The organism is Sphingobium fluminis (assembly GCF_037723805.1).
GTDB lineage: Bacteria > Pseudomonadota > Alphaproteobacteria > Sphingomonadales > Sphingomonadaceae > Sphingobium.
The window spans coordinates 197,545-212,364 of record NZ_JBBJUK010000003.1; the positions used below are offsets into that span (position 1 = coordinate 197,545).

Annotated in this window: 15 protein-coding genes; 6 read left to right on the forward strand and 9 right to left on the reverse strand. The window is 65.1% G+C overall.

What is annotated here, in order from left to right; genetic code table 11:
* Positions 1 to 18: 18 nt before the first annotated feature.
* Together hflC and hflK are read right to left on the reverse strand one after the other, a co-directional pair.
* A complete protein-coding gene (gene hflC / locus WG907_RS10215) occupies positions 19 to 864 on the reverse strand; it encodes a protease modulator HflC (protein ID WP_340232671.1) in 846 nt (281 codons plus the stop codon).
* Positions 861 to 2,006: an FtsH protease activity modulator HflK gene (hflK, locus tag WG907_RS10220; protein WP_340232672.1), complete on the reverse strand. Its 1,146-nt coding sequence runs from the start codon at positions 2,004 to 2,006 to the stop codon at positions 861 to 863. The genes hflC and hflK overlap by 4 nt, the downstream gene beginning before the upstream one ends.
* A 160-nt stretch (positions 2,007 to 2,166) precedes the next feature.
* Here hflK and WG907_RS10225 point away from each other — a divergent pair, with 160 nt between their 5' ends.
* Entirely contained in the window at positions 2,167 to 3,153 is a 987-nt protein-coding gene (locus WG907_RS10225) for an Mrp/NBP35 family ATP-binding protein (RefSeq protein WP_340232673.1), read from the forward strand.
* A gap of 34 nt (positions 3,154 to 3,187) precedes the next feature.
* On the opposite strand, the gene WG907_RS10230 is transcribed toward WG907_RS10225, so the two are convergent.
* The 6 genes from WG907_RS10230 to WG907_RS10255 form a co-directional block, all read right to left on the reverse strand.
* Complete coding sequence (locus WG907_RS10230) at positions 3,188 to 3,541, reverse strand: YbaN family protein (RefSeq protein WP_340232674.1); 354 nt, start codon at positions 3,539 to 3,541, stop codon at positions 3,188 to 3,190.
* Positions 3,542 to 3,623: 82 nt separating this feature from the next.
* On the reverse strand, positions 3,624 to 4,928 hold the full coding sequence (locus tag WG907_RS10235; protein ID WP_340233033.1) for a sensor histidine kinase: 1,305 nt from the start codon (positions 4,926 to 4,928) through the stop codon (positions 3,624 to 3,626).
* 186 nt (positions 4,929 to 5,114) lie between these two features.
* Complete coding sequence (locus WG907_RS10240; protein ID WP_340232675.1) at positions 5,115 to 5,780, reverse strand: response regulator transcription factor; 666 nt, start codon at positions 5,778 to 5,780, stop codon at positions 5,115 to 5,117.
* A gap of 33 nt (positions 5,781 to 5,813) precedes the next feature.
* A complete protein-coding gene (locus WG907_RS10245; RefSeq protein ID WP_340232676.1) occupies positions 5,814 to 6,152 on the reverse strand; it encodes a hypothetical protein in 339 nt (112 codons plus the stop codon).
* Positions 6,153 to 6,213: 61 nt separating this feature from the next.
* The gene (locus WG907_RS10250; RefSeq protein WP_340232677.1) at positions 6,214 to 6,945 is read right to left on the reverse strand and encodes an SIMPL domain-containing protein; all 732 of its coding nucleotides are present in this window, start codon (positions 6,943 to 6,945) and stop codon (positions 6,214 to 6,216) included.
* Positions 6,946 to 7,099: 154 nt separating this feature from the next.
* A complete protein-coding gene (locus tag WG907_RS10255) occupies positions 7,100 to 9,472 on the reverse strand; it encodes a TonB-dependent receptor (RefSeq protein ID WP_340232678.1) in 2,373 nt (790 codons plus the stop codon).
* 203 nt (positions 9,473 to 9,675) lie between these two features.
* Here WG907_RS10255 and WG907_RS10260 point away from each other — a divergent pair, with 203 nt between their 5' ends.
* The 5 genes from WG907_RS10260 to WG907_RS10280 all read left to right on the forward strand — a co-directional run bounded on the left by WG907_RS10260 (position 9,676) and on the right by WG907_RS10280 (position 14,273).
* A complete protein-coding gene (locus tag WG907_RS10260; protein WP_340232679.1) occupies positions 9,676 to 11,469 on the forward strand; it encodes an ABC-F family ATP-binding cassette domain-containing protein in 1,794 nt (597 codons plus the stop codon).
* A gap of 70 nt (positions 11,470 to 11,539) precedes the next feature.
* Positions 11,540 to 12,298: a class I SAM-dependent methyltransferase gene (locus WG907_RS10265; protein ID WP_340232680.1), complete on the forward strand. Its 759-nt coding sequence runs from the start codon at positions 11,540 to 11,542 to the stop codon at positions 12,296 to 12,298.
* Entirely contained in the window at positions 12,295 to 13,005 is a 711-nt protein-coding gene (locus tag WG907_RS10270) for a VIT1/CCC1 transporter family protein (RefSeq protein ID WP_340232681.1), read from the forward strand. The genes WG907_RS10265 and WG907_RS10270 overlap by 4 nt, the downstream gene beginning before the upstream one ends.
* A 45-nt stretch (positions 13,006 to 13,050) precedes the next feature.
* Complete coding sequence (locus tag WG907_RS10275) at positions 13,051 to 13,596, forward strand: glutathione peroxidase (RefSeq protein WP_340232682.1); 546 nt, start codon at positions 13,051 to 13,053, stop codon at positions 13,594 to 13,596.
* Positions 13,597 to 13,601: 5 nt separating this feature from the next.
* Positions 13,602 to 14,273 carry a trimeric intracellular cation channel family protein gene (locus tag WG907_RS10280; RefSeq protein WP_340232683.1) on the forward strand — a complete coding sequence of 224 codons (672 nt, stop codon included), beginning with the start codon at positions 13,602 to 13,604 and terminating at the stop codon, positions 14,271 to 14,273.
* On the opposite strand, the gene WG907_RS10285 is transcribed toward WG907_RS10280, so the two are convergent.
* Positions 14,260 to 14,817 (reverse strand): GNAT family N-acetyltransferase, encoded by a 558-nt coding sequence (locus tag WG907_RS10285; RefSeq protein ID WP_340232684.1) that lies wholly within the window; start codon positions 14,815 to 14,817, stop codon positions 14,260 to 14,262. The two genes, WG907_RS10280 and WG907_RS10285, sit on opposite strands and share 14 nt — an antisense overlap.
* Between the last annotated feature and the right edge of the window lie 3 nt (positions 14,818 to 14,820).

Below are 14,820 nucleotides of genomic sequence, written 5' to 3' on the forward strand. Positions count from 1 at the left end.
TAATGAATTCACACGCCGCTATTTACCCTGGAACTGGCGCAGAAATTCATTGTCCTTCGACAGGATCATGTTCGTCTGGCCCGTGCGGTCAGGCGCGAAGGTGTAGCGATAGGACTGCATCGCACGATAGAAATCATAAAATTGCGGGTCCTTGCCATAGCTGTCCGAATAGATGCGCGCGGCGTTCGCATCCGCCTCGGCCCGGATGATCTGCGCCTGCTTCGCGCCCTGCGCCCTGATGGTGAGCGCTTCCTGTTCGCGCGCCGTGCGCATGCGGGTGAAGGCGCTTTCCAGCGGCGTACCGTCGGGCAGGTCGGCCCGCTTGATCCGCACGTCGACGATTTCCGCGCCATATTGCCGAGCGACGCGGTCCAGCCCCGCCTCGATATTCTGCATCACCTGACCGCGCTCGGGGCTGAGCAGCGCCGCGAACGGCCGCTTGCCAAGCTCGTTGCGCAATGCCGAACCCAGGATCGGACGCAGCGCGTCGGACACCCGCTCTTCGCTGCCCGCTGCGATATACATGCGCAGCGGATCGACGATCCGATATCGGGCGAATGCATCGACCTGCAAACGTAGCTGGTCGGTCGAGAGCACCTGCTGGCGCTCCATTTCCACCGACAGCACCCGCTTGTCGATCCACACGACCTGATCGATGAACGGCCAGCGCAGGATGACGCCCGCGCCTGTCTTGCCGAAATCCTCGTTCGGGCGGTAACGGTTGATGATCTTCTTGGGATCGCCAAAGCGCACGACGACGCCTTGCCGGGTTTCGGGGACTACCGCGACGGTGCTGCCGACCAGGATCAGCAGGGCGATGGCGATCAGCGCGAGCGCTATGGGATGACGCACGAGGCCGGTCATTGCTGGACCTCCCCACCGCTGGCGGGTGTCGCCGCGCCGGCTTGCGGTTGCGCGCGGCGCTTCATTTCCTGCAACGGCAGATAGGACGTCACGCCGCCGCTTTCGACGATCGTCTTGTCGACGTTGGACAATACGCCCTCCATGGTCTCGTAATACATCCGGCGCCGGGTGACCTCGGGTGAAAGCTTATATTGCTCATAGACCTTGTCGAACGCGGCCGCCTCGCCCTGCGCCTTGGCCGTCACCTGCTGCGCGGCGGCGCGCGCTTCGTTGAGATAGGTTTGCGCCGTCTGCTGCGCGGCCGACACGGCCTTGAACGCATCGTTGACGGCGGTCGGCGGATCGGCCTGCTTGATCGCGACGCCCTGCACGCGGATGCCAGACTTGTAGCCGTCGAGGATCGCCTGCATCCGCTGTTCGACCTGCTGCTCGATCTCGGTGCGGCCCGCACCCAATGCGTCGTCCAGGCTGACGCTGGCGACCACCGATCGCATCGCGCTTTCGGCCACTTCGCGGATCGATGCGTCGGGATCGGCGAGCTGGAACAGATAGAGTTCGGGGCTACGGATGTTCCACCGCACCGAATAGGCCAGGTCGATGATATTCTGGTCGCCGGTCAGCACCAGATTCTCGCTTTCCGCGCTCGCCGAGCCGACATCGATGGTGCGGATTTCCTCGACATCCACCGTTTTGACGGACTCGAACGGGGCGGGCAGGGTCAGGCTGATGCCCGGCGAAAGCGTGCGGCTGTAGCTGCCGAGCATGGTCACGACGCCGCGTTCCTGCGGCCCCACGCGATGGAAACAGGTCAGCGCCAGCCACAAGATCACCAATATGACGGCGCCGATCGGCCAAAGCGCCCGGCCGTCGGGCCGCTGGGGCAGGCCGCCAAAGCCGCCGCCACCGCCAAAGCTTTCCCGGCTGCGACGCACCAGTTCCTCGATCGCCGACGCACCCTTCTGGCCCGCTGCGCGGCCGGGTTGGGTCCACGGATTGCGCGGACCGCCGTCACGACCGGCCTCGCCGCCCTTGCCGGGGCCGCCGTCGCCCGGCCCGTCACTCTTGCCGCCCCAGGGACCCTGGACCATGGCGTTTGCCCAACCACTTGTGATGCCCGGCATCCACCCGAAAATTCTCTTCATTTGGTCTGTATAGGTAGACCGGCGCATGAAAAACAGTGCCATCGCACGGATAATTGCCCAAATGCATTTCCGCCGCGCGTTCGCCGGCACCGGCGGCAAAATCTGTTGAACGGGGAATAGAGGGTTTTTACTCGGCGTCAAAACACTCTAGAGCGCCGCCATGACCGATATCGACACCTTCGCCGCCCGCCTGACGACACTGACCGATGGCCGCGCCAGCAAGCCGAAGGTGAAAGACGGGATCATGACGCTCGCGCTCGATGTCAGCGGCCTGTCGCCCGATCGCCGCGACGCGGTGGCCGCCGCGATCCGGGAGGGCGCGCTAGGCGTGCCCGGCGTCACCGACGTCCGCATCGCCTTCACGGCCGAGCGAAAGCCGCTGAAGATCATCGCCGTCGCATCGGGCAAGGGCGGGGTGGGCAAATCCACCCTGTCTGCCAATCTCGCCGTCGCGCTCCAGCGCCTCGGTCACAAGGTCGGACTTGTCGATGCCGATATTTACGGCCCCTCGCAGGCGCGGCTGATGGCGAGCGAGGACCAGAAACCGCAGGCGCGCGACAAGCGCCTGTTCCCGGTCGACAGTCCGTTCGGCGTGCCGATGCTGTCGATGGCGCATCTGGTCGATCCGGGTAAGGCGCTGGCGTGGCGCGGGCCGATGGCGGGCAATGCCTTGAGCCAGCTGATCGACGCCGACTGGGGCGAGACCGAAATTCTCATCGTCGACATGCCGCCCGGCACCGGCGACATCCAGCTGTCGATGATCCAGAAGCACAAGCCCGCCGGGGCGCTGATCGTGTCGACTCCGCAGGACCTCGCCCTGATCGACGCCACCCGCGCGGTCAGCCTGTTCAGTCAGGCGCAGGTGCCGCTCGTCGGGCTGGTCGAGAATATGGCTGGCTATGCCTGCCCCCATTGCGGCGAAATCTCCGATCCCTTCGGACAGGGCGGAGCGGAAGCAGCGGCGGCGGAGATGGGCATGGCGTTCCTGGGCCGAATTCCGCTCGCGATCGACATTCGCCGCGCCTCCGACGCGGGCGATCCGCCGGCCGCGGGCGGAGGCGCGCATGCCGCAACCTTCGCCGCGATCGCACGCAAGGTCGCCGACTGGCTCGCGGTCGGTCGCGCGCCGGTGCAGGGGATCGGCTGACAAGGCCCGCCGCCACCGTCCGTCTCCCCGATTTTCATCCCTCCGGCCGGGTCCATATCCAGCTGCCACCGACCAATGCGGCTGCGATCGGCGCGAGAAACCAAGGGAATGGGGAAAAAATCAATGCCATTACGATGCTGAACGCGAAGGCGGCCAGCGCCGCTTTCTTGCCGCGCCGGCTGATCGCGCCACGCTCGCGCCAGCGGCGGATGTGAGGGCCGAACTGGCGGTGATCGAGCAGCTTGGCCTCCAGTCGGGGGCTGGAGCGGGCGAAGCAGAACGCGGCGAGGATCATGAAAGGGACTGTCGGGAGCAGGGGCAACAGGATGCCGGCCGCGCCGAGCGCGAGCGACAGGCATCCGGCGATCAGGTAAAGATGTCGGCGCATGGATTTCCTATTTCGGCGCAAATCCCGTCATCCGCGCGCGGGCGGGGACCCATTTTGACAAAAACCGCAACGCCCCTGAAGTTCACGCTGCCGGCAGCCGCAACCTGACAAGCGCTCCGCCCAGATCTTCGCTTTCTTCCAGCACGACGGTGCCGCCGTAGATTTCGGCCACGTCGCGCACGATGGCGAGGCCAAGGCCGGTGCCAGGCTTGCCCGAGTCCAGCCTTACGCCCCGGTCGAATATCCGGATGCGGTCGGCGGGGGGGATGCCCGTTCCGTCATCCTCTACCAATATGTCCACCATGTCGCCCGCGCGCTCGACCGTCGCGAATACGCTGCCGCCGCCATATTTCGCCGCATTCTCCAGCAGATTGCCGAGCATTTCGTCGAGATCCTGGCGCTCGACGCGGACGGCCGCGCTCTTGTCGCCATCCATGTCGACGCGGACATAGGGGTAGAGGCGGTCGACGGCGCGCTCGACCGCCTGAAGACTGGTCCAGACCTCCGCCCGGCTCTGCGCCGCGCCGCGCCGGCCGACGGCGCGGGCACGGGCGAGGTGATGATCGACCTGCCGGCGCATCGTCGTCGCTTCGCGGATCACGGTTTCGCCAAGGTCGTCGGCCTGCGCGGTCGCCGCGTTCATGATGACGGTCAGCGGGGTCTTGAGCGCATGGGCGAGATTGCCGGCATGGGTCCGCGCCTCTTCCGCCTGCCGCTCATTATGGGCGAGCAGGGCGTTCAGTTCCTCGACCATGGGCAGCACTTCGGCGGGCATCGGCTCGGTCACCCGGCTTTTTTCACCGGCGCGCATCCGCACGATCTCTTGCCGGACGCGGCGCAGGGGGCGAAGGCCGTATATGGTCTGGAGCGTCGCCAGCACCATCAGGCCGATCGCGAGCATGGCGAAACTGTTGAACAAGGTCGTGCGCAGCGTCTTGATCTGGGCATCGAGGCCCGCGCGCGCCTGCCCGACCATGAATAGCCACGGCGTTTTCGACCCGGGCAGGAGTATCGTGCGCTCCATGATGCGCAGATCCTCGCCCGGAAACTGCTTGCTGTTATAGATATGGTCCGTGCGGTCGGCGTGATTGGGGTTGAAGGCGAGCGCCCGATCCCACAGCGAGCGGGAGCGCCAGTCCTCATGCCCCTTGGCGCTGATCTGATAATAAAGGCCGCTATTGGGTTCAAGAAAGCGCTGGTCGGCGAGCGGGCGGTTGAACAATACTTCGCCGTCCGGTCCGATTTCCGCCGAGGAGATCATGGCGGTCAGCACATAATTCATGCCGTCGTCGAAATTGCGGGTGATGGCGTCGGCCAGGACGCGATCGAGCGCGACACCGCCGCCCACCAGAAGCAGCGTGATCCATAGCGCCGCAATGCCGATCATGCGGCGGCTAAGCGATCCGGTGGAATGGACCGTGGGTTGGGACGTAATATTGGTCACAAACTGGCCGTTCGCCCTGAGTAGCCACTGAGCGAAGTCGAAGTGGCGTATCGAAGGGTCCGTGCCTGATGCTTCGATACGGGTCTTCGACTTCGCTCAGACCCTACTCAGCAGGAACGGTGAAAATGCTTAGCGCCCCGGCTCGTCCAGGCTGTAGCCAAGGCCACGGATGGTGGTGATGACGTCGGCGCCCAGCTTTTTGCGGATGCGTGTAACGAATACTTCTATCGTATTGGAATCGCGGTCGAAATCCTGATCGTAAATATGTTCGATCAATTCGGTGCGGCTGACGACCTTGCCCTTGTGGTGGAGCAAATAGGACAGCAATTTATATTCCTGCGCGGTCAGCTTCACCGGCTCGCCCTTGAGCGTCACCTTGCCCGAGCGGGTGTCTAGGCGGACGTCGCCGGCGATCAGTTCGCTCGATGCGTTGCCGGAAGCGCGGCGGATGAGCGCGCGCAGCCGGGCGATCAGCTCCTCGCTCTGGAATGGCTTGGCGAGATAATCGTCCGCGCCCGCATCCAGCCCGGCCACCTTGTCCGACCAGCTGTCGCGCGCGGTCAGCACCAGCACGGGGAAGGCGCGGCCTTCCTTGCGCCAGCGGTCCAGCACCGTGAGGCCGTCGATGGTGGGGAGCCCGAGGTCGAGCACCACCGCATCGTAATTTTCGGTGGAGCCAAGGAAATGGCCATCCTCGCCGTCATTGGCGAGATCGACGGCATAGCCCGCTCCTTCGAGCGTGGTCCTGAGCTGCTGGCCCAGGCTGGGTTCATCCTCGACGATCAGCAGGCGCATAGGGTTCCGTTTCTTTGTTGCATGTCGACGCGATCAGCGCGCCATGCCCATGATATCGCCTGTCCGGCCGTCCGCATCAACCCACACGACCTTGCCATCCTTCACATATTTCAGGCGATAGCGGTTGGACGAGGGGTTGAACTCGCTGCCGACATAGGTCGCATCACCCATCTGACCGTCGACGCGCCGCTTGATCATGGCGAAGGGCATGACCTGACCGTCTAGCATGGCGCGGCGCGCGGCATCCTGCTCGTCGCGCCGGCCGTTGGCGTCGGCGAGGGGCGAGAGCAGGGCGAGCACGGCCACAGCACCCAGGCCGGCGATCAGTTTATTACGCAGCATCATCATCGGCATGGCATAGGTGGGAGGCATTGAACAGGTGGTGAATGATCTCCCCCTCGTCGTCTCCGTGCAGGCGGGGAGAGAATCCGCCTTACTTCTCCAGGGCGTATTGCACGGTCAGGTTGACCGACGAGGCGACCTGGCCGGGTTCGACCGGGGTCGGCGGCGCGGCATCGGCCTTGAAACGGGCGCTGACCATCATCGGGGCGGGCGAGCCGCCGCCGCTGTTGCTTTCGGCGATCGAGAGCAGCCGGGCGGAGCGATAGCCCGCCGCCTGCGCATAGAAATCCGCCTGCGCCTTCGCACTCTTCAGCGCTTCACCGCGCGCCTGCGCGATCATCGGGGCGGGATCGTCGATCGAGAAGCTGGGGCCGTTGATATTGGTGGCACCGGCCGCGACCATCGAATCGAGCAGCGCGCCGACCCGGCGCACGTCGCGCAGTTTCACCGTGACCTGATTAGACGCCTCATAGCCAAGGAAGCGCGGGCCTTCAGGCTGACCGTCGCGATTGCTATAATCATATTGGGCCGACAGGTTGATGCCGCTGGTCTGGATGTCCTTCTTCGCGATGCCGCTCTTTGCCAGCGCGGCGATGAGGCGGTCCATCTTGGCGGCATTGTCCTTCATCGCCTGCGCCGCGGTGGGCGCACGGGTCTGCACGCCGGTGCCGACGGTCGCGATGTCGGGGGTGGCCTCCACGCTTTCGGTGATGTTCAGGGTCACGACCGGCGCGGTCTCGGCGATGGTGACGCTGGTCTGCGCCATTGCGACGGCGGGGATGGCGGCGGCGGCCAGCGTCATCAGGGCGAAGGTGGATTTCATGGGTTGGCTCTCCTCTTGGCGATGCCGCTATTTGTAACGGCTGCGATGAACGGTTGCTGATGGGGGTTGAAAGCCTTCAGTCAGCTTGACGTTCCCAGAAAAAAGGGCCGCCCGACATGCCGGACGACCCTATTCTGTCTGTCGACTATGCGATTCAGAAGCGCAGGTTCACCTCGCCGCCGACGGTGCGGGGTTCGTTGAAGAAGCCGTTGAGGCCCGATTGCGGGCTGAGCGCCTTGTAGAAAAGATGCTGCTCGTTGAACAGGTTACGCGTCCAGAAGGCGACGCTCAATGTCGCGCCCGAGCCATTGAGTTCGATATCGCCAAGCGCGATGCGGCTGTTGACGATGAAGGATTTCTCGCCCTTGGGCTGATAGATGTTGGCGGCGTTGCCCGGCCCGACATAGACCGGGTCGGTGGCGTTGGAATAGAAGCCGCCATCATAATTGCCGTCGATATGCGCCCGGACTGTGAAGCCGTTGAAGGGCAATTCATAATCGATCGCGCCGCTGGCCGAATATTTGGGCGTATAGGTCTGGTAGATCGGCACCGCGACCGGATTGATGATCCCCAATGCGTTCGGATAGGGGTTCGATGTCGCGGGAATGCGGACATATTGGTAGGAATAGGAGGCCGACAGCGTCAGTCCCTCCAGCGGATTGACCGTCAGCTCCGCCTCGACGCCATGCAGCCCGCCCTTGCCGGGCGCGTTGATGGTCGAGGTGGTCGTGCGGGTCTGGCGCACGCCGCCGGTCTCGTAGGGCCGGCTGAAGTCGACCTGGATATTCTTATAATCGCCGGCATAGGCTGCGATGTTGAAGCGGGCGTGGTGATCGAAAAACTCGGTCTTGGCGCCGATTTCGAAGATCGAGACGGACTCAGGATTGAACGGATCGTAATTTTGCGAGCGCGAGTTCGCGCCGCCCGATTTATAGCCGGTGCTCCATTTGCCATAGACATGGATGTCTTTCGTCACGTCGATGGCGAGGTTGACCATCGGATCGACCCGCGACCAGCTCGCGTCGAGCGGGATTTCGCCTGAAATGCCGTTGCGATTGATCGGGGGCAGCCCGTTGACGATCGTCAGGTCGCCATGCTTGCTGTCCTTGGTCCAGCGCAGGCCACCGGTCAGGTGAACAGCGTCGCCGAGCAGGTCGGGGGTCCAGGTCGCCTGTCCGAACGCGCCGACGCTTTTCGTCGTGACGTGGCTGGCGCGGTCGATCCGCTGCGTCGCGGGGTCGAGCAGGGCTACCAAATAGGTCGATCCGGCCGCGTTGGTGAAGCTGTTGGTGTTATAGGCCTGGGCATTGTCGGCGACATGTTCGCGATAATAGAGCGCGCCGGCCACGAACTTCACGCGGCCGATATCGCCGATCGCCTCGAACTCCTGGCTCCACTGGTTCTGTTTGAACTGGGCGAGGCTGTAGCGGGCGAAGCCGACACCCGTGAATACACCGCTCGCGTTGGACATGGATGTGGCGGCCGACCCATTGTCGAACTGGCTCTGGCGCAGCTTGCGATAGGCGCTGATCGACTTCAGCGTCAGTGCGGGCGACAAATCATATTCGAGCGTGAGGCGATGGCCCTGAACATGGCCGACGCTCGGCTGCTGCGGCACGCCGACATTGGCGGTGCGCACGCGGTTCGGCTGGATCGTGCCGACCGCTGCCTGCCTGTTGGTGCCCGGCCCGACGAGGTTGAGGTAGAGCGAAGTCGATTCATCCTTCGAAATGTCGAAGCTGTAATCGGCGCTGAAACTGTCCGATGGTTTCCACAGCGCTTCGGCATGGAAGCCGCGCTTGTCATATTGGTTGAAGCCGTCCGCGCCCGACAGCGGGTTCTTCACGAGCGGATCGCGATGGGCGACCACCGCGTCGAGCTTGATCGCGATGTCGTTGAACGCCGGCAGGTCGATATGGACCTCGCCCTTGTGACTGCCGAAATTGCCCATGCCGGCAGTGCCGTTCACATGAAATTCGCCCGACGGCTTCTTGGTCACGATGTTGACCGCGCCGCCTTCGGTATTGCGGCCGAACAATGTCCCCTGCGGCCCCTTCAACACTTCGATATTCTCGATGTCGAACAGCGCGGTGCCAAGGCCCTGGGCGCGGCCGAGATAGACGCCGTCGACATAGACGCCGACGCCCTGGTCACGCGCGGGCTGGTTGCCGTCGGACAGGACGCCGATGCCGCGAATATTGACGATCAGCGCCGAATTGCGCGAATAGAAGGGCGCGATCTTCAGCGAGGGGATTGCGCCGTCGCCAAGGTCCACCAGCGAAGTGACATGACGATTGGTCAGGTCGTCGCTGCGCATCACCGAGATGGAGATCGGCGTCGACTGAAGATTTTCGGGGCGTTTTTGCGCAGTGACGGTGATTTCGGTGAGGCCGCTGGCATCAGGCGATTCGGCCGGGGCCGCATCTCCGGCCACGGGGGCCGCAGGCGCCGCGAAAGCGGGCGCGCTCAGCGCCATGAAAAACAGGCCGGACACAGAAGCAGCCAGCGCGCTGCGCAGTTTCGTCATTGTGAGTCCCCTTGGAAGATGCGCGCACGCGTTTCGCTGCATCGCTTGGAGGGGCTGTTGCGCCCGATATGTTGCGGCCGTGCGAAAGGGCGATGACAGTTTGACAACAGCGCGTTTCCCGCCGCCGGTCCGTGCTGGGCCGCGCGCAATCCCGCGGCCATCGCCCCTTGCCCCCGGACGGCGCAGGCCGTAGCTGCACGCCCATGGCGGCTCCTATCCTTTCCTACGAAAATCTCGGCCTCTCGCAGGGCACCCACTGGCTGTTCCGGGGCATGGACATTCATGTCGGCGCGAAGGACCGGCTGGCGTTGATCGGGCGCAATGGCGCCGGCAAGACGACGTTGCTCAAGCTGCTGGGCGGCATCATCGAACCCGACGAGGGCACGCGATCGGTGCAGCCGGGCGCGCGCGTCATCCTGCTGGAACAGGACCCCGACGTCAGCGCCTTTGCGACGCTGCATGATTTCGCGCTGGCAGGCGAATTTGCGCCGCCCGTGCACGAAGTGGAGGCGATCGCCGACCAGTTGGGCATAGACCTGTCGCGCGAGGCGAAGACCGCAAGCGGGGGCGAGCGCCGCCGCGCCGCCATCGCCCGCGCGCTGGCGAGCGAGCCGGACCTGCTGTTGCTGGACGAGCCGACCAACCATCTGGACATTGCGGCGATCGACTGGCTGGAAAACTGGCTGGCGCGCTATAATGGCGCGTTCATCGTCATCAGCCATGACCGCGCCTTCCTGACCCGGCTCACGCGCCAGACGCTGTGGCTCGACCGGGGCGCGATGCGGCGTAACGAGATCGGCTTTGGCGGCTTTGAACAGTGGATGGAAGCGGTCTACGCCGAAGAGGCGCGCGCCGCCGACAAGCTGGACGCCCGGCTGAAGCTCGAAGCGCATTGGCTGGAACGCGGCGTCACGGCGCGCCGCAAGCGCAATCAGGGCCGGCTGTCCAAGCTGTGGGAAATGCGCGAGCAGCGCGCGGCGATGGTAGGGCCACAGGGTGTTGCGAAGATCGCGATGGCGGCCGATGACAGCAAGACCAAAAGCGTCATCAAGGCCGAGCATGTGACGAAGATGTTCGGCAGCGGCGACAAGCAGCGCATCATTATCGACGATTTTTCGCTGCGGGTACAGCGCGGCGACAGGATCGGCATCGTCGGCGGCAATGGCGCGGGCAAGACGACGCTGCTCAAGCTTTTGACCGGCGAACTGGAGCCCGACAGCGGGACGATCAGCCAGGCCAAAACGCTCGACATGATCTTCATCGACCAGCAGCGCAGCCTGATGCAGGCGGACAAGAGTGTGCGCGACGTGCTGGCCGAGGGCGGCGACTGGATCGACGTGCGCGGGGTGCGCAAGCATGTCCATGGCTATCTTAAGGACTTCCTGTTCGACCCGTCGCTGGCCGAGGCCAAGGTGGGCACGCTGTCCGGCGGCGAGCGGTCGCGGCTGCTGTTCGCGCGGGAATTCGCGCGCGAATCCAACCTGCTCGTGCTGGACGAGCCGACCAACGACCTCGATCTGGAAACGCTCGACCTGTTGCAGGAAGTGATCGCCGATTATGACGGCACGGTCCTGATCGTCAGCCATGACCGCGATTTTCTCGACCGCACGGTCACGGTGACGCTGGGACTGGACGGCACCGGGGTGGTGGACGTGATCGTCGGCGGCTATGCCGACTGGATCGCCAAGCGCGATCCGCGCAAGGCGGCGAAGACCGCCCGGAAAGCCGTCGCAGCTGCCCCGCCGCCCAAACCGGTTTCCGCAAAACTGACCTATAAGGACCAGCGCGACCTCGACCAGTTGCCGGCGCGGGTCGAGGCGCTGGAGGCCGACATCGCGCGCGACGAGGCGCTGCTGGCCGACCCGGCGCTTTATGCGCGCGACCGCAAACGGTTCGACGCGCTCACGCAAGCGATCGAGACGGCGCGAGCGGCCAGGGACGCGGCAGAGGCGCGCTGGCTGGAACTTGCCGAAAAGGCCGAGGGGCTGGCCGGCTGAAGCAGTTCCCCACGCGCCGCGCATCTGATAGCGCAGGCGCAGGCAGCATGGAGGCCCCGGCAGGACACGCATGACCGATACGGATAAGGACTGGCGCATCTGGGGCGAGACCGACCCCTATTATGGCGTGGTGGCGGCGCCGGAATTTCGCCGGGAGCAGGTCGATCTCGACCATTTCCTGCACACCGGAGAAGCCTATATTCTGGGCCGGCTGGCGCGGCTGGAACGCATGCTGGGCGCGGTGTCGCGTGGTCGCACGCTTGATTTCGGCTGCGGCGTCGGCCGGGTCGCGCTGCCTTTGGGCGCTCAGTTCGCCGAGGTGATCGGGCTCGATATCTCGCCGGCCATGCTGGCCGAGGGGGAGCGGCTGCGGCAGGAGCGGGGCGTCGATAACGTCCATTTCCGCTCGTCCGACGACCGGCTGAGCGGCGCGGAGGGCAGCTTCGATTTCGTCCACAGCTATATCGTGTTCCAGCATATCCCGGTCGATCGCGGCATGCGCCTGATCGGCGGGCTGCTCGACAAGGTGGCGGTCGGCGGGTTGCTCAGCATCCATGTCGCGATCCGACGCGGCGATTCGCCGGCCAAAGCGTTCTTCTATCGCGCCCGGACGCGCGTTCCGGGGCTGCAGCGGCTGGTGCACCGGCTGCGCGGCAAGAAGGCGAGCGAGCCGATGATGCAGATGAACGAATATCCGGCGTCGCTGATCTTTTCGATGCTGCACCTGCGCGGCTTCGGGCAGGCGGTGGTCGACGTCGAGCGCCACGGCCGGTTCCTGACCATGCATATCGCCGCGCGGCGCGAGGCGATGACGGAACGGACGGTGTGAGCCGGCCCCAGGGCGGACAGCCGCACCACGCGGTCCATTATGTCAACCGTATCGGCTGGCTGCGCGCGGTGGTGCTCGGCGCCAATGACGGCATCGTCTCGACCGCCAGCCTGCTCGCGGGGATAGCGGCGTCGGGCGCGGCGCGCGAATCGGTGCTGCTGGCGGGCGTCGCGGCGCTGGTCGCAGGCGCGATGTCGATGGCGGCGGGCGAATATGTTTCCGTCAGCGCGCAATCCGATACCGAGCGGGCCGATCTCGCCAAGGAGCGGCGGGCGCTTGCCATGCAGCCGGACGCCGAACGGCGGGAATTGCGCGATATCTATATCGAGCGCGGCCTGACGCCCGATCTGGCGGGGCAGGTGGCCGAGCAGTTGATGGCGGCGGATGCGCTGGGCGCGCATGCCCGCGACGAGTTGGGCATTTCCGAACTCAGCGCGGCGCGGCCGGTGCAGGCGGCGCTGGCGTCGGCCGCGAGCTTTTCGGCCGGCGCCGCCTTGCCGCTGCTGGCGGTGCTGTTGAGCCCTGTAGGGTCGACGATCCCCGTCCTTGTGCTGGTCTCGCTGCTCGGTCTCGTGATGCTGGGCTGGATCGGCGCGCGACTGGGCGGCGGGCCAGTGGCGCGGTCGGTCGGTCGGGTGCTGTTCTGGGGCATATTGGCGATGCTGGCCACGGCGGGCGCGGGAAAGCTTTTCGGCGCGACGATCTGATGGCATGGTCCGCGCCTGACTGAATTGCCCCTCAAGGAGACCGACATGAGCACTATCCAGACGATCCCGCTCAAGACCATCAAGGGCGAGGATACGAGCCTTGGCGATTATGCGGGCAAGGTCGTTCTCGCCGTCAACGTAGCGTCGAAATGTGGCCTCACGCCGCAATATGAAGGGCTCGAGAAGCTCTATGGCGCGTATAAGGACCAGGGTCTGGTCGTCGCCGGTTTCCCCGCCAATGATTTCGGCGCGCAGGAGCCGGGCTCGAACGAGGAAATCGCGACCTTTTGCACCACCAATTTCGGCGTGGAATTTCCGATGTTCGAAAAGATCACCGTGACCGGTGCGGACAAGCATCCGCTCTACGCGGCCCTGACCGGCGCGGTGCCCACGGCGCAGGGGAGTGAGGGCGGGTTTCGCGAGAAGCTGGTCGGCTATGGCATCACGCCAGCCCCGGAACCAGAAGTGCTGTGGAATTTCGAGAAGTTCCTGATCGCCAGGGATGGTTCGGTCGCTGCGCGCTTTTCGCCCGACACCGCGCCCGACGACGCCGCGCTGGTCGCCGCGATCGAGTCCGAACTGGCCAAATAGGCAGCATGGGTGGCGTGCCCCCGCCGGTGCTGGCGCCGCCCGTCCTCGCGCTGGCGGCATCGATCGGTCCGGTGCTCGAAACATTGAGCATCGTCGGCATTTTCGTGTTTGCGGCATCCGGCGCACTGGCGGCAGCGCGGCTGAAACAGACGATCGTCACCTTCGCCTTTTTCGCGCTGGTGACGGGCGTCGGCGGGGGGACGGTGCGCGACCTGCTGATCGGCGCGCCGGTGTTCTGGGTCCATGATGCGGTGCCCGCCATCACCTGCATGGCCGCCGCGCTGCTGGTGTGGATGACGCCGCGCCGCTGGTGGAGCGAGCATGCGCTCGACTGGCTCGATGCCACCGGGCTGGCGGCGTTCGCCGTGTTCGGCGCGGCCAAGGCGATGGCGATCGGCGTGCCGCCCTTCGTCGCGGCGATGATGGGGGTCGTCACCGGCTGCGTCGGCGGGATCATGCGCGATCTGCTGGCGGGTGAACCGTCGATCCTGCTGCGCCCCGAGCTTTATGTGACGGCGGCGGCGGTTGCGTCCGGCCTGTTCGTGGCGCTGCGCTGGGGCGGGCTGGACGTGCCGGTCGCGGGGGTGATCGCGGCGCTGCTCGGCTTTCTGCTGCGCGCGGTTGCGATCCGGCGCGGGCTTGGTCTCCCCACCTATCGCGATGTCACGCCGGAATAGCTGTCCATGCGGGGCAAGCGGAGAGAGGCAGCGGCTCCTGCGGCGTATCGGGCAGCGCATGCAGGGTTTTCTGGAATAGCTGCACGCTGGCCCATGCGTCCTGCTTGAAACCGATATCCCGATAAACGCCGGTGGTCGCATAGCCCATCGCCAGATGAAGCGCGGTGCTGGCGTCATTGGGCATGGTGACCGCACCGATCGCGTGCACGAAACCCTGCGCGGTCAGGATATCGAGCAACGCTGTATAGAGGCGACGGCCAAGCCCGCACCCTTGTGCATGCGGCGAGAGATAGATGCTGGTTTCGACCGCGAAGCGGTAGGCCGGTCGATCGCGAAAGGCGGTGGCATAGGCGTAGCCAAGGACGCCGTCCCCTCCTTCAGCGACGAGATAGGGATAGGCGTCCCCGCATTTACCGATGCGTCGGCCGATTTCTTCCGCATCGGGCGCGATGAGTTCGAAGCTGATCCGGCTGTCCTCGACAAAGGGGCGATAGAGGCTGGCGATGGCAGCCGCGTCATTGGCGCGAACCCTGCGAATATGCATGGT

Excerpts from the sequence above, each read along its gene's own strand:
- WG907_RS10245 (WP_340232676.1), bottom strand. The coding sequence starts at position 6,152 with ATGCCTCCCACCTATGCCATGCCGATGATGATGCTGCGTAATAAACTG.
- WG907_RS10265 (WP_340232680.1), top strand. The coding sequence starts at position 11,540 with ATGACCGATACGGATAAGGACTGGCGCATCTGGGGCGAGACCGACCCC.
- WG907_RS10255 (WP_340232678.1), bottom strand. The coding sequence starts at position 9,472 with ATGACGAAACTGCGCAGCGCGCTGGCTGCTTCTGTGTCCGGCCTGTTT.
- WG907_RS10240 (WP_340232675.1), bottom strand. The coding sequence starts at position 5,780 with ATGCGCCTGCTGATCGTCGAGGATGAACCCAGCCTGGGCCAGCAGCTC.
- WG907_RS10260 (WP_340232679.1), top strand. The coding sequence starts at position 9,676 with ATGGCGGCTCCTATCCTTTCCTACGAAAATCTCGGCCTCTCGCAGGGC.
- WG907_RS10280 (WP_340232683.1), top strand. The coding sequence starts at position 13,602 with ATGGGTGGCGTGCCCCCGCCGGTGCTGGCGCCGCCCGTCCTCGCGCTG.
- WG907_RS10275 (WP_340232682.1), top strand. The coding sequence starts at position 13,051 with ATGAGCACTATCCAGACGATCCCGCTCAAGACCATCAAGGGCGAGGAT.
- hflK (WP_340232672.1), bottom strand. The coding sequence starts at position 2,006 with ATGAAGAGAATTTTCGGGTGGATGCCGGGCATCACAAGTGGTTGGGCA.
- WG907_RS10235 (WP_340233033.1), bottom strand. The coding sequence starts at position 4,928 with ATGATCGGCATTGCGGCGCTATGGATCACGCTGCTTCTGGTGGGCGGC.
- WG907_RS10225 (WP_340232673.1), top strand. The coding sequence starts at position 2,167 with ATGACCGATATCGACACCTTCGCCGCCCGCCTGACGACACTGACCGAT.
- WG907_RS10250 (WP_340232677.1), bottom strand. The coding sequence starts at position 6,945 with ATGAAATCCACCTTCGCCCTGATGACGCTGGCCGCCGCCGCCATCCCC.
- hflC (WP_340232671.1), bottom strand. The coding sequence starts at position 864 with ATGACCGGCCTCGTGCGTCATCCCATAGCGCTCGCGCTGATCGCCATC.
- WG907_RS10285 (WP_340232684.1), bottom strand. The coding sequence starts at position 14,817 with ATGCATATTCGCAGGGTTCGCGCCAATGACGCGGCTGCCATCGCCAGC.
- WG907_RS10230 (WP_340232674.1), bottom strand. The coding sequence starts at position 3,541 with ATGCGCCGACATCTTTACCTGATCGCCGGATGCCTGTCGCTCGCGCTC.